Annotated in this window: 25 protein-coding genes and 1 riboswitch; of the genes, 2 read left to right on the top strand and 23 right to left on the bottom strand. The window is 58.7% G+C overall.

Going from position 1 to position 22165, the window contains the following annotated elements; genetic code table 11:
• The 18 genes from PHU01S_RS13820 to PHU01S_RS13735 form a co-directional block, all read right to left on the bottom strand.
• On the bottom strand, positions 1-237 hold the full coding sequence (locus PHU01S_RS13820) for a hypothetical protein (RefSeq protein WP_021880431.1): 237 nt from the start codon (positions 235-237) through the stop codon (positions 1-3).
• Between the two features lie 95 nt (positions 238-332).
• On the bottom strand, positions 333-1082 hold the full coding sequence (locus tag PHU01S_RS13815) for a hypothetical protein (protein WP_048745732.1): 750 nt from the start codon (positions 1080-1082) through the stop codon (positions 333-335).
• Between the two features lie 31 nt (positions 1083-1113).
• Positions 1114-1743: a hypothetical protein gene (locus PHU01S_RS13810; protein WP_021880429.1), complete on the bottom strand. Its 630-nt coding sequence runs from the start codon at positions 1741-1743 to the stop codon at positions 1114-1116.
• A gap of 15 nt (positions 1744-1758) precedes the next feature.
• Complete coding sequence (locus PHU01S_RS13805; RefSeq protein ID WP_049869169.1) at positions 1759-2940, bottom strand: hypothetical protein; 1182 nt, start codon at positions 2938-2940, stop codon at positions 1759-1761.
• A 136-nt stretch (positions 2941-3076) separates the two neighbouring features.
• The gene (locus PHU01S_RS13800) at positions 3077-3367 is read right to left on the bottom strand and encodes a WXG100 family type VII secretion target (RefSeq protein ID WP_048749331.1); all 291 of its coding nucleotides are present in this window, start codon (positions 3365-3367) and stop codon (positions 3077-3079) included.
• Positions 3368-3440: 73 nt separating this feature from the next.
• Positions 3441-3791, bottom strand: a complete 351-nt coding sequence (locus tag PHU01S_RS13795) for a WXG100 family type VII secretion target (RefSeq protein ID WP_021878936.1) — start codon at positions 3789-3791, stop codon at positions 3441-3443.
• Between the two features lie 14 nt (positions 3792-3805).
• On the bottom strand, positions 3806-7726 hold the full coding sequence (gene essC / locus PHU01S_RS13790; RefSeq protein ID WP_084781626.1) for a type VII secretion protein EssC: 3921 nt from the start codon (positions 7724-7726) through the stop codon (positions 3806-3808).
• Positions 7723-8553, bottom strand: a complete 831-nt coding sequence (locus PHU01S_RS13785; protein WP_049869167.1) for a DUF5050 domain-containing protein — start codon at positions 8551-8553, stop codon at positions 7723-7725. Before PHU01S_RS13785 ends, essC begins: the two co-directional genes overlap by 4 nt.
• A gap of 12 nt (positions 8554-8565) precedes the next feature.
• A complete protein-coding gene (locus PHU01S_RS13780) occupies positions 8566-8802 on the bottom strand; it encodes an EsaB/YukD family protein (RefSeq protein ID WP_048749324.1) in 237 nt (78 codons plus the stop codon).
• A gap of 18 nt (positions 8803-8820) precedes the next feature.
• Positions 8821-9318, bottom strand: a complete 498-nt coding sequence (locus tag PHU01S_RS13775; protein WP_048749321.1) for a hypothetical protein — start codon at positions 9316-9318, stop codon at positions 8821-8823.
• A gap of 15 nt (positions 9319-9333) precedes the next feature.
• Positions 9334-9813 carry a hypothetical protein gene (locus tag PHU01S_RS13770; protein WP_049869165.1) on the bottom strand — a complete coding sequence of 160 codons (480 nt, stop codon included), beginning with the start codon at positions 9811-9813 and terminating at the stop codon, positions 9334-9336.
• A 14-nt stretch (positions 9814-9827) separates the two neighbouring features.
• Entirely contained in the window at positions 9828-10025 is a 198-nt protein-coding gene (locus tag PHU01S_RS13765; RefSeq protein WP_048749319.1) for a hypothetical protein, read from the bottom strand.
• A gap of 175 nt (positions 10026-10200) precedes the next feature.
• Positions 10201-11082, bottom strand: a complete 882-nt coding sequence (locus tag PHU01S_RS13760) for a hypothetical protein (protein WP_049869163.1) — start codon at positions 11080-11082, stop codon at positions 10201-10203.
• Positions 11079-12065: a hypothetical protein gene (locus PHU01S_RS13755; protein ID WP_049869162.1), complete on the bottom strand. Its 987-nt coding sequence runs from the start codon at positions 12063-12065 to the stop codon at positions 11079-11081. Before PHU01S_RS13755 ends, PHU01S_RS13760 begins: the two co-directional genes overlap by 4 nt.
• The gene (locus PHU01S_RS13750; RefSeq protein WP_021878928.1) at positions 12043-13512 is read right to left on the bottom strand and encodes an ATPase, T2SS/T4P/T4SS family; all 1470 of its coding nucleotides are present in this window, start codon (positions 13510-13512) and stop codon (positions 12043-12045) included. The genes PHU01S_RS13755 and PHU01S_RS13750 overlap by 23 nt, the downstream gene beginning before the upstream one ends.
• A gap of 15 nt (positions 13513-13527) precedes the next feature.
• Entirely contained in the window at positions 13528-14355 is an 828-nt protein-coding gene (locus PHU01S_RS13745) for a CpaE/TadZ family protein (protein ID WP_021878927.1), read from the bottom strand.
• The gene (locus PHU01S_RS13740; RefSeq protein WP_127508048.1) at positions 14328-15209 is read right to left on the bottom strand and encodes a flagellar biosynthesis protein FlgA; all 882 of its coding nucleotides are present in this window, start codon (positions 15207-15209) and stop codon (positions 14328-14330) included. Before PHU01S_RS13740 ends, PHU01S_RS13745 begins: the two co-directional genes overlap by 28 nt.
• Before the next feature lies 1 nt (position 15210).
• Entirely contained in the window at positions 15211-16590 is a 1380-nt protein-coding gene (locus tag PHU01S_RS13735) for a CpaE/TadZ family protein (protein WP_049869158.1), read from the bottom strand.
• Positions 16591-16726: 136 nt separating this feature from the next.
• On the opposite strand from PHU01S_RS13735, the gene PHU01S_RS13730 reads away from it, so the two are divergent.
• Complete coding sequence (locus tag PHU01S_RS13730) at positions 16727-17167, top strand: prepilin peptidase (protein ID WP_049869157.1); 441 nt, start codon at positions 16727-16729, stop codon at positions 17165-17167.
• 466 nt (positions 17168-17633) lie between these two features.
• Here the strand turns inward: PHU01S_RS13730 and PHU01S_RS13725 are convergent, their stop codons facing one another.
• From PHU01S_RS13725 to PHU01S_RS26675, 5 genes are all read right to left on the bottom strand, one after another.
• The gene (locus PHU01S_RS13725) at positions 17634-19151 is read right to left on the bottom strand and encodes an aminoglycoside phosphotransferase family protein (RefSeq protein ID WP_127508046.1); all 1518 of its coding nucleotides are present in this window, start codon (positions 19149-19151) and stop codon (positions 17634-17636) included.
• Entirely contained in the window at positions 19148-19984 is an 837-nt protein-coding gene (locus tag PHU01S_RS13720; protein WP_164763069.1) for an effector binding domain-containing protein, read from the bottom strand. Before PHU01S_RS13720 ends, PHU01S_RS13725 begins: the two co-directional genes overlap by 4 nt.
• A gap of 124 nt (positions 19985-20108) precedes the next feature.
• Positions 20109-20468, bottom strand: a complete 360-nt coding sequence (locus tag PHU01S_RS13715; protein ID WP_049869152.1) for a fluoride efflux transporter FluC — start codon at positions 20466-20468, stop codon at positions 20109-20111.
• Positions 20465-20866 (bottom strand): fluoride efflux transporter FluC, encoded by a 402-nt coding sequence (locus tag PHU01S_RS13710; RefSeq protein ID WP_048745653.1) that lies wholly within the window; start codon positions 20864-20866, stop codon positions 20465-20467. The genes PHU01S_RS13715 and PHU01S_RS13710 overlap by 4 nt, the downstream gene beginning before the upstream one ends.
• Positions 20867-20937: 71 nt before the next feature.
• A riboswitch (Fluoride riboswitch) is annotated at positions 20938-20998 on the bottom strand.
• Positions 20999-21117: 119 nt separating this feature from the next.
• Positions 21118-21216 (bottom strand): YjcZ family sporulation protein, encoded by a 99-nt coding sequence (locus PHU01S_RS26675; protein WP_232312936.1) that lies wholly within the window; start codon positions 21214-21216, stop codon positions 21118-21120.
• A gap of 335 nt (positions 21217-21551) precedes the next feature.
• Between PHU01S_RS26675 and PHU01S_RS13705 the strand changes: the two genes are divergently transcribed.
• Complete coding sequence (locus tag PHU01S_RS13705) at positions 21552-22100, top strand: hypothetical protein (RefSeq protein WP_127508042.1); 549 nt, start codon at positions 21552-21554, stop codon at positions 22098-22100.
• Positions 22101-22165: the final 65 nt, after the last annotated feature.

The raw sequence follows: 22165 nt of genomic DNA, 5'->3' as shown, positions 1-22165 counted from the left end.
TTAAATGACGAACAGCAGCACGATGCCGAGGACGACCGCCACAAGCAAAGCCATGACGATGAAAAAGGGGAAGGAGATGCGCGCTTCGATCCATTCCATCCGGCTGAAATGCCAATCGAAAAGGAAGCGGGTCCAGAACCTTTGCCCGGGCTTCAGTTCCCTTTCTCCAAGCCAAAATCGGTAGAAATGGCCCGCCTGCACCATCTCTTCATTTCCCTGCCGGTTTTTGCGGATCATCTTGCGATGCTCCTTTTTGTACCTCTTGTATGTATCGCTCAGATCTTGCCACCAGCGGTCATTCCAGCTTTCCCATCGACGGTAAAGCCTGCCGATCATACGGCCTCTTCGCCAAGATGGTAAAACCGTGGCAAATCAAGCAGATGCGCGCAATAAGCGGCAAACAGCGAAACCTCCTCGACGACGCCGCCCGAGGCGAGAAGCGTCTTCAGCAGCAGCTGCTCAAAGCTGTCGGCGATGAGAGCGTCCTTGATCAGAGGCCTGCGGTTGAGCAGGGATATATCGACCGCCCCGAACAGCCAGTCCATGAACCCCGGGGCATGCTGGAACAGCGGCTGGGCAATGTAGAGGGAATCCCCGGGACTCAGCCCGCTGGCGGTTTCATCGATGATCAGCTCCTGCTCATGGGCAGCCAGATAACCGGCGTAAGCCCGTTCGGTGCGGCGGATCTCGGCGATGATGGCGTCATCTCCCCCCTCGCTCCCGGCCTTGGCTTCCAGGAAGCAGAAGGCGCCGATGAAGTCGCCAGCAGCCTGCCTGCCCCAGCGGCGCAAATGAATGAGCACCGCCTCTGTCGCTTCCTCATGGGATTCGGCCTTTTCAAGATCCTCTCCGATCTGCTTCACCATATCCTCGTTGTTCACCCAGTCACGGGCGTAAGCATGCGCATAGCCCTGCAGCCCGATCCACTTGTTCTGGATCAGCTGCGCAAGCTCCCGGCTGTGCTCCGGCTTCAGGCTGGAGCCTCCGTCCCCATATTCGATCAACAGCTTGTTCGAGAATGCTTCCATTTCCATGGGATCGTTCAAATCAATGGGAATGGATGTCTGCGGTGTAGCCGTCATTTCTTCACGCTCCTGTCGTCATCATGGGATGCTAGGCGCCTGACCTGAAGCTGCCCTTCGCATCCATCGGATCCCAGTCGGGATCATCTACCTTGCTCCAAGCGGAATAAATCACCAGCAGCACATACATGGAAACGGGAACAAAGGCGAGGGTGAGAAAGAGAGGCAGCTTGCCGGCGAACCTCTCTCCCAGAAGATTTCCCAGCGAATAGCCGAGAATGCCTGCGGCGCCTGCGCCTGCGAGCCCGATCGTATAAATGATTCTGCCGGTTTTTGTCTGAGGATTCGCGGCTTCCTGAAAAATGAACCTCCGGAATCTCAAGCCGACAAAAGCGCAAACGACGTTCAGCAGCAAAAGTCCCGCTGCCAGCAGCAGCCCCCCGTCCCAAACCCTCCAGACGATCCCCAGCATGAAAAGGACAAAGAGATTGAATTGGGAGATGCCGAAAATCACTTTCCGCTTGCGGGATTTCTCCAGCGTCCGTGTTCTCCTCATGATCAAAACAAACGCCATGTTCAGCACGCCTGCCGTAATGGCGAACCAGGCCGTCCGTGGCGACCAGGCCGGAATGACGGACATGAGCACGGCGCCGACAAGAGGCACAAAAAAAGCAGCGTACAAGGCATTTGAGCTTCGGGCAGGCCTAGCTTCGCGCGGCATCGATACGCCTCCTTGCTAAAAGAGTGATTTGAGTCCGCCGACGAGCGAGCCGGCCGCCTTCCCGATCAGATCAGCCGCTTGAGAACCTTTTTCAAGAATCTCGTCGGCGGCCTGCTTCGCTTTTTTGACGCCTGTCTCAATCGTGCTGTGGACGGCACCTGCAGCGGCGCTGATCGCTTTCCCGGTGAACTCCGCGCCTTGCTTCAACGCTTTTCCGGCTGCCTTCACGCCTGCGACGGTTCCTTCGATGCCCTTATTGAGCTTGTCTTTGGTCCAATCCTTGATCGCCTTGCCCGTATCGGAGCTCATGAATACGCCGACGCCCAATCCGACGAAGAAGCCGACTGCGGTCCCAAGTCCAGGAACAACGCTGCCGAAGGCCGCGCCGGCCAGAGCGCCGGCTCCTGCGCCCGCCGCGGCGCTAAGCGCGGTCGTTCCGACCATGACCGCCGACTCCACGACGAGATCGGAAGCGAACTCGGTGCTGGCCAGACCGTGGTTCTTGTTCTCGCCCCAGCCGTAGCTGTAGACGCTTCCTCCGACAGTGAAGGCGGCTCCAAGGATGCCTCCGCCTTTAAGGGAGTTTTTCCAGGCGCTTTTCTTCAAGATATTGTAGCTGCTCGACAAATCGCCTTTAATGGCTGTTTTAGGGTCCATATACTTTCCGACTTTGCCATTGTCATAGCGGTATCGGGTCCCCATCAGATTGTCTTTTTTGCGCCATTTGATGTATTGGCTGCCCAAGAACCCTTTGGGAGTTTTAGAGCCGTATACATGCACATAATCGCCCTTGATCTGAAAATGGTAGCCCTGCATGACGGAGTATGCGCCGATGACGACTTTGTCGAACAATCCCCAGGCGTTCTTGTACATCTTCACGGTTTCCTTCGCCGTCGCGTATCCCTTCGACCGCTCCTCGGCCTTTTTGTATTCGGCCGCGATCTCCCTGAGCGTATTCATCTTGTCTGTCAGCCGATCGCCGATAGAGCTGGCCATACGGCCGATCTCCGCCAGAGCCGATTCCGCGCTTCTGGCGCCAGACTGGACATAGGATTCGGGATACGCCGACTTCGTGCTGGCGATCATGCCGCCGACGGACCGGGACAAGCCTGCCGCTACCGGCTCGAACGGCTTCTCCAGGCTTTTCATGCCTGCGGCCAATTTGGATACGCTGTCGGGATTCACCTTCAGAATCACAAGCCTGCACTCCTTTCCACAAGCTGACATATCTATATGTGATCGAATTCGCCGTCATGGCTCCGTTCTGTCGTTTTCGGAGGAAAAGCGTGTTGGAGGGAGACGGGCTCCCTCAGCACGCCGATGAAGAGCATGATTACTTGCGAAGCTGGCTGGCGATATCGCGGTCGCTTTGTTCCTTGATATCCGCGACCTTCTGCAGGGAAGTGCTGATGTTGTTCACACACTCGACGAGCTTGTCGAGGCTTGGCTTCAACTGGTTGAATTCGTCGACGAAGGCCTTGGCGGATTCGCCCTGCCACCAGCCTTCCACGGATTTGATCTCGCGGTCGAGCTGATCAACGACGCTTTTCGCGTTCTGGCCCTTGTTCTTGATGGAGCTTGCTACGCTTCTCGCCTGTTCGGGGCTGAATGTCTGGTTTGCCATTTGGATTCACCTCCTTTCAAAAGAAATGCCGTGCCTTCCTCAGATCAGCAGCCGGGGCTGTGCCGGTGGGCTTCTAGCGGCGTCCCGCCGACTTGCGCGCTTCTTCCTCGCGGCGCCGCTGCTCCTGCTCCTGAGCCCGTCGCCGCTCCTCCTCGAGCTTGCGGCGGCGCTCGTCGTCGGCGCGCTGGACATCTCCGGCCAGCCCTTTGAGGCTGCTCTCCAGGCCGTCCATCTTGGACAGCAGACGGTTGATATCCGCCTGGATTTCCTTGTAGGAATCCGCGAATGCCTTGCCCGCTTCCCCCTGCCACCACGAGGCTGCGGCGGATACCTCCGTTCTGTAGCGGGCTTCAGCCCGCCTGATTTCGTCCGCGGCCGCATTCACGGCAGCGGCGTTGCCGCGGATTTCCGACGGTGTGGGCATGTGCGGCGCCTCCTTTACCTCCCGGACAGGATCGCCGTCCTGAGTCCGGTGAATTTGTTTTTCACGACCAGATACCCGTCGCCCTGCTCGAATTCCTTCTCCTGGCTGCCGTAAGGAAGTCTTGCGTTGTAGAGGTTCTGATCCTTGAGGCTGCCGAGCAGAATGCCCGTCTGCTCCTCTCGGATCGCCTTGCCGAGGCTGTCCCAGTTGTTCGCGAGCTCCGAGGTCGTATCGGCGGCGAGCACGGCGACCTTCATGCCGCGCTCCTGCTTGACGATCCGCTCCAGCAGCTCCTTGAGCGCGTATTGATCGCCTGCCGTGAACTCCGAGAGGCGGTCGATGACGAAGACCAGCTGCTTCCATGAAGCCATGAGAGCGTCCGCATCTCCGCCGGAGCGGCGGACGGCTAGCAGCTGGGACCTGCGTGCGGCCAGCTCCTCCTTGAGCTCCTCCGTGAACGCATACATATCCTCGATCCTGGACAAATCTTCCGCCCCCGGCTTGACGAGCAGCGGGTACAATCCCATCGAGCTGGAATCCTGCACATACACTTGCATGCCGTCATCTCCGAGGCGGCGGCGGAGCATCTCGACCCAGGACACGAGCAGCGTGCTCTTGCCCGCCATCGGATCTCCGGCGACCATGACGACCGGGGTCGCGGCCAGCTCTAGGCTCACCGGCTGCAGATCGCGGTCGGCGAGGCCGATCGCGATCCGGCCGCCTGCCGGGACATCGGCTCCGCCGTCATTGAGCTCGTCGATGAAGATCCGCTCCGGCATCATCGGAATCGGCTCCGCCCGGCTGATCAGGCCGTCCTCGGCAAGCCTGCTGAACTTGCCGATCAGGACATCGCTGCCAAGCCCGTCCCATTCCGGAAGCGCCGTCTGGAATTCCAGAGGCGGCGTTCCGCGCACGAGCGCCCGTCCCGGCACGCGGGCAGGCACGAGCCCTTCCGTCCGGCCGACGATGCCGTCATACTCGCTTTTGTCCGTCAGCTGCAGGCTGACGGCCATCTTGAAGTTGACGGCGAACTTGTACCGGACGAGCGCCGAGTTGGTCGCGGTGACGACCATGTAGATGCCGTACTTGAAGCCTTCCCGGGCGAGCACGATCATTTTGTCGTCCACCGCCTCATAGGTTTCCGACAGCGCGAAGTAATTGTCGATGACGACGGCGACGGCGGGCAGCCTGCCGCCCTTGCCGCGGTAGTCGGCGAAGCCGTCGCTGCCGGATTGCTCGAAGAGCCGCTTGCGCTCTTCCATCAGGCGGAAGATGTAGAGCATGAACTGGCTGATCCGGCTCTCCTGCTCCAGCGTCATCACGCCGCCGCAATGGGGAAGCTTCTCCATCGCCTTGAAGGAAGAACCGCCGAAGTCCATGACGTAAATCCGGGCTTCGTCCGGCGAATAGGACATGGCGATCGACAGGCAGAGCGTCCTCAGCAGCACCGTCTTGCCCGTTCCCGGCGCCCCGTACACGAACAGATTGCCTTCAGCGGCAAAATCGATGACAAGCGGCTCCTGCAGCTGGCCGCGCGGATCGTCGAGCATGCCGGCGGAGACGGCGAAGATCGGCTTGTCCGCCGGCCAGATGCCGCTCTCGCAGGAAGCCAGCGCCGCCTCCGGCAGCATGCCCTTCAGGTCGAGCTGCTCCGGCAGCGGCGGCATCCACGGACCTTCCAGCGGCAGGATGCCGCCGTCCCTTGCCGTCGACGCGATATGATCGACCATCGCCTTGAGCTGGCTCGGCAGCTCCCTCGCCGCGATCTTCTCTTCCTCCGCGGGATAGATCTGCTCCGCCCTGCCTCCCGGCCCCAGCTCGTAGATCCGCTTGACGCGGTTCTCGCTGCGCAGCATCTCGCCCTCGGGATCATAGTCGGCTCCGGAGTAGGCAGACTGGAAGAGCTCGAAGATCTCGTCGTTGCCGACCTGGATGTAAGCCCGGCCCGGCTCCTTGATCAGGGCCGCATCCGGACGCTTGATGACATCCTTGCTGTCGGCCTCGTCCTGGACCTTGAGGCAGATCTTGAACTTCGAGTTGCTCCAGATCTGGTCGTCCACGACGCCGGCCGGCTTCTGGGTGGCCAGAATCAAATGGACCCCGAGGCTTCGGCCGACGCGAGCCGCGCTGACGAGCTCCTTCATGAACTCAGGCTGGTCCTGCTTCAGCTCGGCGAACTCGTCGGCGATCATGACCAGATGCGGAATCGGAGGCATGTCTCCCCGGTCGTCGAGGCTGTAATAGAGCTTCTGGTAGCGGTCGATATTGTTGACTCCGTACCGGGAGAAGAGCCGCTGCCGCCGCTGCAGCTCGCTCTTGATCGATAGCAGCGCCCGCGTCGTCTGATTGCCTCCAAGGTTCGTGATCGTGCCGACAAGATGCGGCATGCCCTTGAATACATCCGCCATGCCGCCGCCCTTGTAGTCGATCAGGACGAAGACAATGTCATGGGGATGATAGTTCACCGCCAGCGAGATGATGATGCTCTGCAGCAGCTCGCTCTTGCCCGATCCCGTCGTGCCGGCGACGAGGCCGTGCGGACCGTGCCCCGTCTCATGCAGATCGAGGCTGAACAGCGAGCCGCCGCCTTTCACGCCGATCGGCACGCTGATGCCCTTGAACGTGCGGTTGCGGCTCCAGCGCTCCGCCAGCTCGACCTCGCCGACCGTACGGACACGGAGCAGATCGAGCAGCGTGACGGAGGCGGGCAGGGAGAAGCTCGCGCCGTTCTCCCGCAGCCGCAGCGGTCCGAGCCGCCTGACTGTCTGCTGCAGGCTCTTGAAGTCGAGCTTGTCCGGGCGGAACAGAATCTTGCCGCCGCTCTCCCGGTCCGCCAGCTCGCCGGTCTTGCCCTGCAGCGTAATGACGGTCCGGCAGTTCATCGGCAGGTAAGCCTGGTTGCCGGCAAGGAACACCGAGGAGACGCCCAGGTGCCCGCAGCGGTTGAACACGTATTTGTTGATCGGCTCGTAATCGAGGAGGGATGCGTCCTCAACAACGAAGACATAATGCGGCAGCGTCGAACCGCCTACCGTGCGGAACTCCCGGTCCTTCAGGACGGCGTACAGGTCGCCGAGCGCCTGATGGGCGACCGCCTTGCCGCACAGCAGATATCTCGTCTCCATGGCGTCATCCCACAGATGCGGCAGAAACTTCAGCCAATCCCACTTGGCGGCGCCGTCGTCGGCGGCCAGCACGACGACGCGGACGTCGTCGTAGCCGTGATGGGTGATGAGCTGCAGCAGCATGAGCCTCGCCAGCTCCGCCGTCTTGCCATCCTCGCCTGCGATTCCGCAAATCTCCGAGCCGGCAAGATCGACCGCCACCGGCACGTCCGGAACACGCTCGAATTCGAGCGCCAGCCGCTGCGGCTCCATCTGCAGCGGATCGCTCTCAAGCAGGATTGCCTGCGGGCTGTGCTTGATCGTCATCGAGAGCGGCACGTTGCCGAGGCCGAGGCGCAGAGCCAGAAAGTCCGGGTACGAGGACGTCCTCTCCCACAGCTTGCCGTCCAGGCTGGCGATCCGCTGGAGGCAGACGGCCGGCTCCGGATGGAGCTCGTTCATCGCCTTGGCCTGCTGCTCGCGGGCGATCGCCAGCTCGCTGCGCCGGTCCGCGATGAACTGCAGGTACTTGCTCTCGCGCTCCTTCTTGCGGTTCTTGTACCGGCGGATCTGCGATGCGGCCCCCGTCAGCGAGGTGACGAGCGTAATGGCGGTCGTCGCGATCGAGATCAGCAGGAACATCGACTGCGACGTCAGCGCCAGCATGAACGTGATGACGAGCATGACCGCCGGCGGCGCGAGAATCGTGAACCAGGCGATGTCGGGCTTCTCCTGGGAATACGGCGGATCGGGAATGGCGACCTCTCCACCCGGCATGTCAGGCATGAAACGAGGCTGGCGGCTGAAGGCATGCTGGCTGGTCTTCATCATGCCATCCCTCCATCCTGCAGCTCGACCCGAGAGGCTTGTCCCCCGAGCAGCGACATCCGGCTCCAGCCGGAGCCGTCCCGGAAGAACAGATCGCCTCCGATTATATGCAGGCTCTCGGCCCGTTCGCCGCAGATGCGGATGGTCCGGCCCTGGATGGGATCGATCCGATAGATCGTGCCGCCGTTGCGAAGATTGGCGACATACAGATAACGTCCGTCGGCGACGATGCTGCCCGCTTCGATATCCTCGAAAGCCTCCGCCACGGCTCCGCTTTCCTTATCGATCAGCGTCAGCGTACCGCGGTTGTCGGGATCGCCGAACGCAAGCCAGCCGCCGATCGGAACGATCGCCCCGCAGCGGCAAGCCGACAGCCGCTCCCGCTGCTTCCCGCCCGTCCGGATGACATGGATTCCTGCATCCGCACTGAAGTAGATCCGGTCCTCGTCCACAAGGAAGCCGCGCGCCTGCTCGTCCGTCAGCCGTGTTTCTCCGCTGCCGTCGGTATGGCAGCGGTACAGCCGCAGATCCTTCTCGCTTAAGTAATAAAGCCATTCCCCCCGCAGCGTCAGACCGCTGCAGGGAGTCTCGGACAGCAGCCGGCCGCGGCCGCTCGCGGGATCGTACGCGCATAACGCGCCGCCGCGCAGCTGGTCGCTGCCGTACACGGCATCCGCTCCGGCGTTCATGAACCAGAGCAGGCCGTCGATCCGGGAGACGCCGCCGGACGGATCGAGGCAGAGCGTCCCTGAGTAGCGGTCGACATCGCTGATCCAGACTCCGTTCCCCGCCTGCAGGACGAGTCCTCCATTCGCCAGATTTCCCTGCACCTCGTCACCTCCCTATATCAGCGTGAGCAGAGCTCCGTGTCCGACTCCTTCTTCCTCCAGCGTGCGGCGCCCGTCCAGAATGCGCCCCAGCGGCTCCGCCTGCAGCCTGCCTCCCTGCCCGGCATCCAGCTCCAGATTCAGCGCTTCGTCCAGCATGGCGAGCAGCTCGCCGGCCGTAACGAAGGCCGGGATCTTCAGATCCACGGCAGGGCGCCTATCCGCCTGGAAGGTCACCATGATGTAGTCCATGCAGAAGCTTCCTTTCCGTCAATTCTTCACCGACAGCAGCAGCTCGCGGTCCATCTTCATCCGGAAGGGAGAAGTCGTTCCTGCCCCGCTTGCCGCTCTCAGGTACTTCGTTTTGAACCGGTAATCCGATTCGGCCGATACCTCCACCTTCGTCACCGTCCGCTCCGTCGAGGGATCCTCGTTCTCCGCGATGTCCAGAGTGACGACGATATCGTTCCACTTGCCGTTGTTGGAGCGGAAGCGGAGCGTGTCTCCGGATCTGGAATCGAGCGAGGCGTTCATCGCCGCGCCGAATGCCTCCGAGAAGTAATCCTTGAACCGTTCGGGATCGACCTTGGCGTCCAGGCCGCGCATCGCCTCGTACTGCAGGCTGCGGTCCTTGGCGGACCGGGCTGCATTGCTGAGCGAGGTGCCCAGAGCAATCTTGTCCTTCATCACGAGGCTGATCTCCACCAACGGCTCGATCAGGATGGATGCGAGGATAACCAGCAGCAGTCCGATCGCGATCGTACGCATTCCCCTCAGTCCCGTCTAATCGAAATAGTAGGTCAAGTCCTTGTAATGCTTGAGGCCGACTGTCGTAAGCGAGAAGCTCACCGGCACCTCCTCCTCGATCTTCCTGCCCCAAACCGTGATGCTCAGCGGGTAGACGGCGCTCAGCGTCACCTTGACCGGCTTGCCTCTCTGCCTGTACGGCTTCTGAATCTCGGTCGCGTTCTCGTAGCTGGCCTCGTCGTCGGAGCCGACGGCGTCGTAGTCGTCCGCGTTGACGACTGTCAGCTTGATGTCGTTCGCCTTTTCTCTGTAGATCGGCCTGTTCTTGAGCCGGTCGAGAGCATCGTCGTAATAGCTGCGCTTGACATAGTTGTCGCCTGCCGCCACCTGGGACAGATTGAACGTCTCTACGATGAGCGTCGTATACCAGGGAAAGAAGAAGACGAGATTCGTGAACAGCATGATGGCCACCGACACCAGCATCGTCGCCAGCAGGGCTTTGGCTATGCCGCGCATGGACTCACCCGCCTTTATTTGATCAGATCATCGATCTTCTTGATGAACATGTCCCACACGTCCGTCACCCAGGTGTTCAGGTTCTGGTTGATGATGGCGACGACGGCGCCGATGATGACGATGACCGCCACTGTGATCGCAATGCCCTTGATGCCGAAGTCACCCGACTCCTCGCTCCAGAACGATTGTTTCTTGACCGGTTTCTTATCCATGACCGTTTCCCCCAGTGAAATGAATGATGTAATAGATGAGCTTGAAAATTGTACAAAGACCGCTGCTCAGGTGGAGGCAGAAATTCGGGGACAACAGCGATTGGAACAATGCTCCGCGAATGCAGCCAATAAGCGGCCTCGCGCAGGTGGAATGTTTATATGATGGACTCCTGAATTACTGGAACATCTTGATCGAATCCAGAACCGTGAACAGATAGTATATGGCGATGTACACGATCAGCACCGCGATCAGCACCAGCTGCAGGCGGGAATTGCTCCGCTCGCGCCGCTTTAGATCGTCTTCCAGCGCGACGACGCGGAACTCGTCGACCTCGTTCTTGAGGTACTCCATCTGCGAGATGTTGTCGTACCCTTTGAGCCGGGTCTCCATGATGTCGCAGAACTTGATGATGTAGTGCAGCGGCACCCGCTTCTTGAACTGCTTGAGCGCGTATTCCTCGCCGTACTCGATATTGTCGAGCATGACTCCAAGCTCCTCGGCCATATCCGGATTGGCGCTCGGCAGATAGTCCCGGATGACGTCCGCGAGATAAATGTTGACGGACTTGGCGTACTGGTAATACGCCATGCTGTAGAATCCCGGGAAATCGAGCGCGATGTTGCGGTTCTTGCGCTCGATCTTCTTTTCCAGCTCGGAGGCCGGGTACAGCCAGCCGAGGAAGATCAGCACGGCCGCCACGCACCCGATCAGCCGGTTGGCGCTCAGCGCCAGCAGCGTAATCAGCACCGCTCCACCCGAATACAGCAGCTGCTCCACCCGGATCTCCGCCGGCTTCTTCGCCAGATCGAGCCGATCGATCAGCTTCTGCAGCCGCAGCCGCTCCGGCGAGCCCATCAGACGGTCGGCATATCTGGCGGCCGTTCCGCTCTTGAACTGCTGGAACCGGGCGCGCCTCGCCTCGCTCCGCCGTTCCTTGAGCAGCCGGCGGGCGCGCTGCTTCTGCCGCCGGTTGACCGGCCGGAACATCGGATACAAGAACGCTTTGACAATGTACAGCACCGAGATCAGCGCGCTTATTTTGGCGATTGCGATCATTTGGCCCCACCGCCTCCCGGCCCGAGATTGCCCTGCAGCGCCTGGCAGCGGGCGAAGCTGATGCAGATGACGCTGACGAGCAGGGAGTTGATCACTTTGCCTGCTGTCGTATGGAGCATGAATTCCCGGAAGTCGGGCACCGACAGAGCGTAAAAGAAGAACAGGACGATGATCAGCGTCTTGAGCAGGAAATCGCGGTTCATCTTGCGGAAGATTCGATCCTTGCGGACGTTGATCTCGCGCAGCACGGCGTTTTCGTCGACGATGTCGAGGAAGATATCCGCCATCCCCTTGCGCTCGTTGTACTCGAATGTGATGGCCTTCTTCGTGAAGTTGTCGAACTTGGGGCCAAGCTGCCGGTTCAGCAGCAGGATGGCCTGCTTGAACGAATAGCCGTTGTTCTCGCAGTTGTCGATGAACTGCTGGAAGTAAGGCCGGAGAGCAGGGCGTATGTATTCTTCCGTCGCCATCACCTTCTTGATCGCGACCAGCACCCCGTCGCGCGCCAGCGGACAGATGATGTCCTCGGCGTCCATGATCGCCTCCAGCCGCTCCGCCTTGATCGACTTGGACTGCATGACGAAGTAGGTCAGCAGCCCGATGAAGATCGAGATCGTGACGACGACCGACAGCGTCACATTCTGCATGAAGAACACGATCAGGAGCGCCGTCAGGGCGAACAGGATGCAGAGGAGGGAGGTGAAGCTCTCCAGCGTCAGCGGCAGCCGGAAGTCGAGGATCAGCTCCTCTGCCAGCCGGTTGTATTTGGTGAACACGTTCTCCTTGCGCCGCACGATCCGCTCCCGCTTGATCCGCTCCACATAACGCCTGGTGTTGTAGCGGCCGAGATGCTCCGCCAGCGTGTCGACCAGATTCAGGATGAACCGGCCGGCACCCTGGAAGAAGCGGACCTCGAACACCGCATTGAAGAGCACGAAGGCGCCGATGCCGAGAAACAGGCTAACGAGAAGCGTCGTATTCATCCGGCACATACCTCTCTGTCTCGTTGTCGTCCGGCATCCGGGTCAGGAAGTCGAAGCGGCTGCGCTTGATGCCCGCCTTGAGCATGGACTGCTGCACCTTCTCCGACAGCATGCCGACGCGCTTATGCTTGCCGACGATCTTGAGCACCCGGTGCGTGCCCTTCTCCTCCAGCACATCCTCCGAGATGAACTTGTAGATCGGGTTCACGATCGGCTCCAGACCCTCGGAGCCGAGAATCTCGGATATGGAGGTCACCTTGCGCGTGCCGTCGGCCAGCTTCTCTTGGAAGATGACAAACTTGACCGCCGTGCATATATTCCTCAGCGCCAGCTCCGCCGGCTCGTTGGAGGCCATGAGGTAAGCGGTCAGGAACCGGTAGATCGCTTCCCTGTCGCCCTCGGCATGCAGCGTGGTGAAGAAGTAGTGTCCCGTCTGCGCGGCACGCAGCGCAGTCGCGAACTCGCCCGGCGTCCGCAGCTCGCCCGGACCGATCCAGTGCGGCGACTGCCGCATCGCGTTGATGAGCAGATTCTCCATCGTCGCCGGGCTGGAGTCATCCTCGTCCGGCACCGATTCGTACTGGAGCACGTCGTTGATGACACGTCCGTGATCGGTGCCGCCTTCTCTGCGCAGCAGCCTCATCTCCGAAGGATTCTCGATCGTAATGATGCGCGACAGCGGATTGATCTCCTTGATCAGCACCTCGTTCAGAGTCGTCTTGCCGCTGCCTGTCGGCCCGACCGTGATCCAGGAGAGATCCGCCTTGGGGATGAGCGACAGCAGCTTGAACATGTTGGCCGAGAACGATTCGTTCTGGATCATCATCTCCGGCGTGACCGACTTCTTGCTGAACTTCCGGATGACAAAGGCCGGCATGTCGTAAGGCGAGATTTCCGCATGGGTCGCGTTGACCCGGTAACCCTCGATCGTGCGGGCGTTGACCATCGGAATCTTCGGAGTCAGCCTCACCTTGGAGACGCCGATCAGCTTGGATATGATCCGCTCCATATGCTCCCGGTCGCTGAAATGCTGATCCCAGGCGAGCGACTTGCCTCCGCTCTCGACAAAGATCTGCTCCGGGCCGTTCGCCCGGATCTCGTCGATCGCCGGATCCTCCATCGCCTTGGTGATCGGCCCATAGTGGGTGATCTCGTCGACAAGCGCCTGCTTGAGCGAAAGCAGATCGTAGTGGCCCTCGACCGTTGGACGCTGGGAATCGACGAACTCGTTGATGTAGGACTTCGTCATCTCCCGCTTGCGCCCGGGATCGCTCTCGCGGCGGAAAGCATGCGTCGCGATCTTGGTGATGTACTTCTGGCACAGCTCGAGCACCTCGTCGAAGGTGATCGTCGTATACTTGCTTTTCAGGTCCTCCATATCCTCGGCGCTCTGCGCCTGATGGGACACTCTCTGCTGCAGCTCGCTGACCTTGGCCCGCGTAAGCATGACTTTCCTCCCCCTCTATTGGCTTCCGAGCAGATCGGCCAGCTTGCGCATCTCGCGCAGGAAATATTTGTTCATCAGTGTCGTATCCTTCACGTACAGCTTGCCCTCCAGCACCCCGCCGGCAGCGCCTTTGACGAGCGGCAGCGCCGCTGCGATCTTGAGCCCGAAGTCGCCCAGCACTTTGTGATCGAACGGCAGGTTCTGCAGGTTCATGAGGATCACGCTTGTGAACTTGGCCGTGCTGATGCCGATCGAGGAGACATAGTCGAGCATCTTCATGATGTTGCCCGCGACGTCGACCCGCTCCGAGCCGGTGAAGAAGCCGACATGGCAATACTTCATCGCGCCCACGCTGAGCTCCAGAGCCGGGATGTTCGGGATATCCAGCAGGATGATGTCGAACATTCCCTTAAGCGTCTCGATGACCCGCTCCAGATGCTCGAACTCGAAGTCGAAATATTCTTCGATCAGGTCGTAAGGGCTGGGCGACAGCAGGTACAGCCGCTCGTGCCTGGTCTGGATCAGCTCGTCGCGGAAGTCGGCCTTGTCGCTCTTGAGCACCCGGATCAGCCCGCCGCCCCGCTTGTTCGGCTTGACATCGAAGTATTGATAGAGATTCGGATAGAACACCTTGAGATCGACCACGCAGGTATTGAGCCCCTTCTGCGACAGCAGATAAGCCAGATTGCTGATGAGCAGCGCGTTGTCCGTAAAATCGCTCGCCGGCATGAAGCCGACGACGCTGTAGATCAGCCGGCTGTCCTGCAGCTCCGCTCCGACGAGATCGGTCGGGCTGAGCTTTTGAAAGATGCCTCCTAATTTCCGTTCTGCTTGTCGATCCACGACTCCACCTCGTTCTGCAGCGTCGGCAGCTGGTCTACGATCGCCTGGCTGTCGCTGCGGCTGAGGATCGTGATCAGCAGGGACTTGTTCTCCATGCTCTTGAACTTCGCATAGTAGTTGATCTGGTCGCTGGAGCCTTCCAGGAGCAAGGCTCTCGGCTGGATGTTCTTGAGGAAATCCTCGCTTTTCATGACGGTCTGGCGCTTGTCCTCGCTCAGCTTCAGCACTTCCTTGTACACTTCGTAAATGGAGTGGCTGTTGCCGTTCAGCATATCCTTGACGACAATGCTGTCGAACAGCACCTCGGTCTTGGTCGTCTTGCCCTGGGACACGCTGTAGATGTCGTTGGGATTGCTGGCCGCAGGCTTGTCGACCTCATAGGATACCCGGATCCGGACGCGGTCGCCCGGCATCAGGATGTCGCCGCCGGCTTCGAGAAAGTTGTAGGGGAGCGTCAGCACCTCCTGCTTGTCGTCCAGCTTGTACAGCCATTCGTTTTTCTTCGGCACCTCGGCGGCCAGCTGATCCTTGTAGAGAACGCCGTTGCCGCGCAGGTAATACTTGCTGAATTTGCCGACAGCCTCGTCCATATGCTCAGCCAGCACCATATCGTCGGTATACTCCTTGCGGATGATCGCATATTTCTGCAGCTGCTTTTCCGTCAGGACGGTATGGGCCGGAATGCCTCCGCTATCGCTGACCCGCAGCACGTCGACCGTATCCTTGGCAGCCTTGTTGGCATTGGTGATGACGACGAACGAATCGGCGATGACAGCGAGGCTGAACAGCAGCGCCATGATTTTCTTGAACGTATTGCGGTTGGGCGAAACGCTCTTGATCGTGCTCAAATCCATCTTACTTGGCTCCCTCCATCAGTCGCAGCAGCAGGTCTCCGAACGCTCTCTCGTATTCCTTGCCGGAATGGACCGCCGTTATATCGGTTTCAATCTGGGTGTCGAACTCATGGCTGAAAGGAATGCAGCCGGCCGTCTTCATCTCATAGCCGAAGCTTTCGCTGAGCCCGGAGGAGAGAAGCTCGGCCGTCTTGTCCGGCGTGAACGGCTCCCCCTGCAGCCTGGAGCGGTCGTTGTATTTCGTGACGATGACCTTGGACTTGGCGTTCATATACAGCGCGTCATCCCGGCTCAGCGCGACCTCCGCATTGCGCGCCGTGCTGAGCACGGCGTGGATATTGTTGGGCACGCACAGCCCGAAGGCATCGACATGAATCATCGCATCCCGGAACGCGGGCAGCAGATCCATCGGCAGATCCAGCACGATGAGATTGAACCGGTTCCGCAGCATCGACAGCAATCCGACCAGCTTGGAGCTGGTGCAGAACTGCTCGATCAGCTTGCGGTCCTGGAACGAATAACCGAGCGCCGCCAGCCAGAGGTTGTCCTTGACCGGAAAGGCGGTCGTCATGTAATCCTGAGGCCTCGCGAGAGTTCGGATCAAAGATGCATTAAGTTCCTCGTCCCTCTTGGTCTCGTCGTGGAAGCGGCTGAAATACATGTTTGAGCTGCGGTACTCCAGATCGAGGTCGATCAGGAAGGCGCTTAGTCCCCGCTTCTCCGCCTCGGAGACGAGATTGACAGCGGTACTCGTCACTCCGCTGCCGCGGTGTCCGGTCACAGCGACAGCCCGGCTGATGCCTCTCCCGATGCCGTCGAACGCTCTGGCGAGAGGATCCGTCGCTTCAAGCGGCGCCTCTTCCCTCGGTTTGGGCCGGAACCGGTCCAGGAATGATTTTTTGCGGTCGGGCTCCGACTCGGCTTCCCGGCGCCGCTGAGCGGCAGGCTCCCGATCGGATCGGGCGGCTTCTTTGTTGTTCCTGATGTCCGAGAGCGCCTCGAAAGCCTGCCGGTACATATAAGCCGGGATGCGGGGATATGGGCATGAGAGCGTGACGATCTGCCCTGAATACGCGCGGAGAAGATGTTCCATCCCCTTCAGCCGCCTCTCATGACGGAGCAAAAGCACCAATCGGAACCCCGATGGCCGGTTGCGGGACATCCAGGCGGCGATTCTTTCCAGATGATGGCGGTCTGTGCCGGAATCTCCGGTCAAGGCGTCGTCTGTCACCAACAGGCCGTCGACGTCAGGTCTCGCTTCTTCGAGGCCATTCAGGACGCTGCCCAGCAAGAGCTCTTCGACGTTGAGAATATCTTTGGGTTTCGGCGCGTAGGCCGCGGCAAACCGGTGCGAGAGACCGGATACGAGCAATACTTTCAATCGAATCACCTGGCGTCATAGAATTCTATCTTTATGCAAATCTCTATCATTGACCTTGACCAGCCAATATGAGAGAATAGCGCCGTTCTTTTCCAAAGCAAGCTTCAATATTTCTAGACCTGAAGGTGGCAAAGGCATGCCTTATGTATTCATGGATGGATTCATCCTATTGCTGCTTCTTCTATGTTCCGTAGCGGATATCAGATGGAGGCGGATTCCAAACAAATGGCTTCTCTTGCTGCTTCTGGCAGGCATAGGCCGCCAGTTCCTGTCCGGAACGCCTCTGGAATCCTTGCCTGGCATCCTGCTGCCTTCCTTGCCGCTGCTGCTGCTGCGCTCCTGGCTGGGGCGCGTCGGCGCAGGCGACATCAAGCTGCTGGCCGCGACGGGCGCAGCTGCAGGATGGCTGCTGAATCTGTATGTATTCCTGGCCGCCTGTCTTTTGGCGCTTGCCTGCGCGGCTCTGGTCCGAGTCGGAATGAAACGCCGGATCGTTTCGGTCCCATTCGCGCCCTTCGTTCTCGCCGCATTTCTTTCGTTATATGCAATCAGCTATGTTTGGAAAGAAATCCTTTAAAGCAGAAAAACAAATATGTGATTATTTACCTATAACCGCTCTAGAACTAGTTAAAACGACTTAAACCGTTATTTTTTTCCTGGATTGAAATCTCTACTTACCTAATTAAAGTCTCTATAAAATGTGTATTATTGCTATCATATACATTTATTTGAATTTCAATAATTACTTTCGATACTGATCATCTGGCTTTCGACGATTTTTTATCCAATTCCTTCTTATTTAGTGCTATTCGTCATGAAAATGAAGATAAAGAGCTAGTTTGGAAAAGAAATAAGTGCTCATGGTCCTAATCCTTTTTAGGTTCCTGGCAGGTAGACAAATAAAAAAGCGGTCCTGCATATGCAGGATCGCTTAAATTGCCATTCAGCTAAATTGCCATTCAGCTGAAAAGGGAAAGGGAAGAAATCCATCGATTCAGCTTGACGGTTTCACTTGTTGCCGCTGCACAAGGTTGCGGCCCGCATCATTCGCCAGGGTTCCGCCACGCCAGAACAGCCATGTCGGCCGGCTCTTTGACCCCGTTCTGCCAGACGCTCTCCCGCCGAACGGTCTCGATCATCCTGAAGCCGCAATCCGACAACAGGCCGATGGCCCCTTCCTTTGCCAGAGGCAGCTCCGCTCGAATTTCCTCCACGTGGACATGATGGAACAAATACGCTCCCAACGCCCGAACAGCGCCGCCCGTCAGAGCCATCCATGCCGCCGCCGCTTCCCGCTCCTCCGGCCGATCCGGCAAGACGGCGGCAAGCAGCGCGGTCCGCGTTTTTTTATCGAAATGCACCGTCATCCATCCGGCAAGAGCTTCCGGTTCATCCGGGGCGACGATTCCCCACGATACGCTTTTCCGCTTGTAGTAGTCCCGTTCCAAATGCCCGACGATGTTGCGTACCGCGTTCAGGCTTTGCCTGCGGTCCCGGTTGATGAGGGCATGAAGCGCTTCCGCATGGAAGGGCTCGATCTTGGCCAGCTCCACTGAGCTTCCGCCGAGCCAAGGAAAATCACCGAATGCGGCAGTCAAATTCATTCCGCCTATTTTAGAAGCCTGTGCCTGTACTTTCGCTGTCCCAGGCACCTCGTCTATTTTTCTCCTCTTTGAGCTTCTCGGTGCCGTTCCCAGTCCCGCTTCCCGCAGCGCTTCGTTCCGCCGAACGAGTCTGCGCGCACGCAAGCTCAGCGGCTGCCCGCGCCGCTCCTGAAGCAGCAGGCCGACGAGAACAATCGCCTCGAACAGGCTCTCCTCTTTTTCGGTCATCGGATACTCGCTCAAGTAGGCGGAACGGAATGCCGAGGCTCTCCATGGGTCGGCGAAGAAAGTGCTGTAGTAGACCAGCGTCCGGGCATAGTCGATCCTCCGGTCTCCAAGCTGGCCGTTGGTCCAATCCAACGCCATATAACGCCCCTCCCGCACGACGATATTGGCCAGATGCAGGTCCATATGAATGACGCATTCATTGCAAACCCCCGCGGATTCAACGAGCACCCGGAGCAGGTCGTGAAGCTCAGGCTCGTCCCTGATGCCGGCATAGAAATACGCATGATTCTCCAGCTCCGGCCTGGGAATGAAATCGGGCATGTCCGCAGCTGCGGAAGCCCGGTGAAAGCCGGCCATCAGCCTGGCGCTTGCGGCCACCGTCTCCGCGTCCGCCTTGACGATGGCCTCCCCTCCGTGGACGGTCACCAGTACGGGCCAATCCCTTCCTTCTCCCTCCCCTTCGCTCTGCCCCCAGGCTACCGGCGTTGGAACGGACATTCCGAGTCCCTTCATCCACTCCAGCAGCCGATATTGGACACCGGCGTCTGGCCTGGCATGCTTGCTCCACGTCTTCACGACATATCGCAAGCTCCCCCGCGCGACTCCTGCCACCTCGGCCTCGAATCCGGATTCCATCGGGAACGGCTGAGTTCCGGCCGGATCGAGAAGCAGCTCGTCCCATTCCGGAGTGGTTTGGCGCCATTCAATCCGTTGCAGCATTCCAGTCATTCCGCCCCATCCTTTTTCTCCCCCGCCGCATGCAGAGGGATCATCAACTCGATTTGCCCGTCCGCTCCGCCGAACCGGTCGTCGTACTTCTCGTACATGATTCCATTCGCCGGCGAGAGGCCGAGTCCGGGCAGCAGCCTGGTATAGATCGCTTCCCTCATCTCCCAGATCTTCCCGAGATCCTCCAGTTCAAATACCGCGTAGGTACAGGCCGGAACGGCCACAGCCGTCAACCCCTGCGGAACCGCTCCGGCATCCGCGGTCTCAAATCCCGCGATATACCCGAACACCCCGGATTCGCGCGGGCCGCCGGATCCGATCAGCTCGTTCGGATTCACCCTGCCCGCAATCTCGTGGGCACGCCGCAAAAAGCGCTCCCAAAGCTGTGGAATTCCATTCTCTTCCGTCAGCTGCCGGGCATCCCAATCCAGCCCCACGACCGTAAAGGCATCCTTGACGACGATTCTCGGCCCGTCCCGGAGTTTACGGCTCTGCTGCAGTCTTTCACTCATCGCCTCGACTTTGCCCAGCAGCTTGCCGAGCTCTTCCATTTGCCCTCGGATAGCTGCTTCACGCTCCTTCAGCAGCGGCTCCAAGGACTCATCTTCATGCAGGTCTCCGCTGTCTTTGAGAGCTTGAATCGTGTCCAGGCCGACCCCGAGCGAGCGCAGCCACATGATCCGCCGCAGCATGCCGAGCTGCTCGAACCCGTAATAGCGGTAGCGGTTGTCCTCTCCGACGGCAAGCGGACTGAACAAGCCGATGGAATCGTAATGGCGAAGCGTCTTTGCCGACACGTCGAAGATGCCGGCCATCTGCCTGATCGTAAGCATGGCTTTGACCTCCATTCAATAGGGAGCCTCGACATCCATTCTAAAACATTGCCGCCGGGGGAAGGTCAATCCCTTCTCCGCTTTCCGCCATTTCTCCGCTTTTCTTGTCCCCCCCGCAGCCTGGCTACCGCAGCAGCATGCCGGCCGAATGGCCGGCTGCGGCGAGCAGCAAGCCGAGCGCGACGCTGACGGCCAAATACCCGAACAGCGGCATCCACTGCTTCATCCGCCCATAACCGGCCAGCTCATACTGGAACGTAGAGAAGGTCGTATAGGCTCCCAGGAAGCCGGTGCCCAGCAGCAGGATCAGACGCGAGTCCGAGGTAGCGCCGTACAGCAGGCCGATCAGAAACGAGCCGGACAGATTGACCAGCAGCGTTCCGTAAGGAAAGCCGGACGAGCTCCTCTTGCGGACAAGCTCGATCAGTACGAATCGCAGAATCGCTCCCGCGAAACCTCCGATTCCGATATACATCCACGTCATTGGCCTCGCTCCTCTCCCGCTTGATTTCTTTCGAACGTTCCCAGCTTCACCCCGGCCATCGTCACCAGGAAGCCTCCCAGCAGACTCCCACCCGCATACAAGGCGGCGGTCCACAAATGTCCTGTTCCCATCAGCTCCGTCATTTCCCGGGAAAAGGCGGAGAACGTCGTGAAGGAGCCGATAAACCCGGTTCCGAACGAAGAACGGAAATGCGGATGGACGATGAACCGGGTCGTCGTCGCCGTATAAAAGAAGGCGAGCACGAAACATCCCGCGAAATTCACGGCCAACGTGCCGAATGGGAAGAGGGAGCTGCCCCCCGTTCCGACCCATTGGCCCAGGCTATAACGCAGCAGCGCTCCAAGCGTGCCTCCTATGCCCATCAGCATATAAATCATCTCGATCTTCTCCTTCTTTCGTCGACCAGATGTTGAACGAGTGCAATAAAATAGACCCCTACCAGCAAGCAGCGCTGGTAGGAGTCATCAGCCCTTGGGCGTTTAAAGGCGAACTCCATCGCCTATGCGGTTGAAATTATCTTATACGCGGCATGCAGCCGGCGTCAACGGATTTTCCGTTTTCCCCCAGTAAGAAGGAAAAAGATGCGAACCTATCGTTCCGCATCTTTCTTTGCGTGGATAACCTTAAATTAGGACCAGAAAGATTTTGTGATGATGACCAGCAGAATGAACAGGACCAAAACGGCAGCTGGGCTTTTGAATGCATCGCCATATCCAGCTTCAGACATTGTTCATACCCCCTCTCGTTGATTCTACCCTACTTTATGAATCTAATCGTTGAGATGTTTGGACGGGTAGTATATTTGTGCTGATGCTAGGGTGGGTCTAGTAGATTTATAAATACGGCTGCCAGGGAGCGAACGCAACTGCCCTTGGGACTCGAATCCCGAAGCGCCCCCATTCCATCCCAGCTTGTTTAGTTCTTTTTAGGCTGGTTGGGGGATTTGGCTTTCAAATCACGCGATCATGTCGACGACAAGGAGACTGCAGCCTATTTTATATGGACAGGTGCCCTTTTATCATTCAAAGCATATTGTAGAGTATGACAAAAAGGAGGCACACCATGCTACACAATCAATCTTATATGCCACAATCGGCTGTTATGCCTGAGCATTACCAACAGATGCAATCAAGCCCGAGCCAGGCTAATTTGGGACCTCAAGCTTATGAGCAGCCTGCTCCTTCCCCCTATCATAACAGCGTTGATTCTGGTCAAATTCAATCCCTTCCTTACATGCACGACTATCACCACATGCACGACTATCACCCCATGCATGATTTCCACCCGATGTATGGCTGTCACCCCATGATGGATGGCTATTACCCCATGATGGACGGATGCCACCCGATGTATGATTACCACCCGATGATGGACGGATGCCACCCGATGCATGATTACCACCCGATGATGGATGAAATGTGGGATGAGCATATGTTCCACGATTACTACCATCCTCTTTACGATGGATGGGAGTTCGAATCCTACGATTATCATCATGCTTGGCTGCATCCTATGACGTATATACATCCTCATCCTCATCACTTCTGTGTCCCCGTTCCTTGCCAACCGGCTGGCGAATCGCAGAAGAAGGCGGCCTATCAACAACCCTAAGTTAAACTAAAAAAGGCAGTTTGACTGGCAATGACATTCAATCTGCCCTTTTTATCTCAACATCC

Source organism: Paenibacillus humicus NBRC 102415 (assembly GCF_004000905.1).
Classification (GTDB): domain Bacteria; phylum Bacillota; class Bacilli; order Paenibacillales; family Paenibacillaceae; genus Paenibacillus_O; species Paenibacillus_O humicus.
The sequence above is the reverse complement of the archived record's forward strand: the minus strand, read 5'-3'. Positions and strand labels throughout refer to the sequence as shown.

Excerpts from the sequence above, each read along its gene's own strand:
- PHU01S_RS13820 (WP_021880431.1), bottom strand. The coding sequence starts at position 237 with ATGATCCGCAAAAACCGGCAGGGAAATGAAGAGATGGTGCAGGCGGGC.
- PHU01S_RS13815 (WP_048745732.1), bottom strand. The coding sequence starts at position 1,082 with ATGACGGCTACACCGCAGACATCCATTCCCATTGATTTGAACGATCCC.
- PHU01S_RS13810 (WP_021880429.1), bottom strand. The coding sequence starts at position 1,743 with ATGCCGCGCGAAGCTAGGCCTGCCCGAAGCTCAAATGCCTTGTACGCT.
- PHU01S_RS13800 (WP_048749331.1), bottom strand. The coding sequence starts at position 3,367 with ATGGCAAACCAGACATTCAGCCCCGAACAGGCGAGAAGCGTAGCAAGC.
- PHU01S_RS13795 (WP_021878936.1), bottom strand. The coding sequence starts at position 3,791 with ATGCCCACACCGTCGGAAATCCGCGGCAACGCCGCTGCCGTGAATGCG.
- essC (WP_084781626.1), bottom strand. The coding sequence starts at position 7,726 with ATGATGAAGACCAGCCAGCATGCCTTCAGCCGCCAGCCTCGTTTCATG.
- PHU01S_RS13780 (WP_048749324.1), bottom strand. The coding sequence starts at position 8,802 with ATGGACTACATCATGGTGACCTTCCAGGCGGATAGGCGCCCTGCCGTG.
- PHU01S_RS13775 (WP_048749321.1), bottom strand. The coding sequence starts at position 9,318 with ATGCGTACGATCGCGATCGGACTGCTGCTGGTTATCCTCGCATCCATC.
- PHU01S_RS13770 (WP_049869165.1), bottom strand. The coding sequence starts at position 9,813 with ATGCGCGGCATAGCCAAAGCCCTGCTGGCGACGATGCTGGTGTCGGTG.
- PHU01S_RS13765 (WP_048749319.1), bottom strand. The coding sequence starts at position 10,025 with ATGGATAAGAAACCGGTCAAGAAACAATCGTTCTGGAGCGAGGAGTCG.
- PHU01S_RS13760 (WP_049869163.1), bottom strand. The coding sequence starts at position 11,082 with ATGATCGCAATCGCCAAAATAAGCGCGCTGATCTCGGTGCTGTACATT.
- PHU01S_RS13755 (WP_049869162.1), bottom strand. The coding sequence starts at position 12,065 with ATGAATACGACGCTTCTCGTTAGCCTGTTTCTCGGCATCGGCGCCTTC.
- PHU01S_RS13750 (WP_021878928.1), bottom strand. The coding sequence starts at position 13,512 with ATGCTTACGCGGGCCAAGGTCAGCGAGCTGCAGCAGAGAGTGTCCCAT.
- PHU01S_RS13740 (WP_127508048.1), bottom strand. The coding sequence starts at position 15,209 with ATGGATTTGAGCACGATCAAGAGCGTTTCGCCCAACCGCAATACGTTC.
- PHU01S_RS13730 (WP_049869157.1), top strand. The coding sequence starts at position 16,727 with ATGCCTTATGTATTCATGGATGGATTCATCCTATTGCTGCTTCTTCTA.
- PHU01S_RS13725 (WP_127508046.1), bottom strand. The coding sequence starts at position 19,151 with ATGACTGGAATGCTGCAACGGATTGAATGGCGCCAAACCACTCCGGAA.
- PHU01S_RS13720 (WP_164763069.1), bottom strand. The coding sequence starts at position 19,984 with ATGCTTACGATCAGGCAGATGGCCGGCATCTTCGACGTGTCGGCAAAG.
- PHU01S_RS13715 (WP_049869152.1), bottom strand. The coding sequence starts at position 20,468 with ATGACGTGGATGTATATCGGAATCGGAGGTTTCGCGGGAGCGATTCTG.
- PHU01S_RS13710 (WP_048745653.1), bottom strand. The coding sequence starts at position 20,866 with ATGATTTATATGCTGATGGGCATAGGAGGCACGCTTGGAGCGCTGCTG.
- PHU01S_RS26675 (WP_232312936.1), bottom strand. The coding sequence starts at position 21,216 with ATGTCTGAAGCTGGATATGGCGATGCATTCAAAAGCCCAGCTGCCGTT.
- PHU01S_RS13705 (WP_127508042.1), top strand. The coding sequence starts at position 21,552 with ATGCTACACAATCAATCTTATATGCCACAATCGGCTGTTATGCCTGAG.